Annotated in this window: 1 protein-coding gene; it reads left to right on the top strand. The window is 71.6% G+C overall.

The window, feature by feature from the left end:
* A partial coding sequence (locus BST14_RS30655; RefSeq protein WP_211280875.1) for an alkaline phosphatase D family protein occupies positions 1-236 on the top strand: 236 nt, incomplete at both ends.

Genomic DNA, 236 nt, shown 5'->3' on the forward strand with positions numbered 1-236 from the left:
GTACCGCCGCCTGCCTTGGGGGCGGCTCGCCCAGTTGCACCTGCTGGACGACCGCCAATACCGCGCCCTTCAGGCATGCCGCAAACCCGGCGCCACCAATGCGGGAGGCATGCGCCCTGCCGACTGCGCCGAACTGGCCGACCCCACCCGCAGCCCAGCCTGCTGGGCCCTGCCCAAGAGCAATGGCTGGACGCTGGCCTGGCCGCAGATGCGAAGCACGACCACACCCGCTGGAG

The organism is Mycobacterium arosiense ATCC BAA-1401 = DSM 45069 (assembly GCF_002086125.1).
In the GTDB taxonomy this organism is placed as follows: domain Bacteria; phylum Actinomycetota; class Actinomycetes; order Mycobacteriales; family Mycobacteriaceae; genus Mycobacterium; species Mycobacterium arosiense.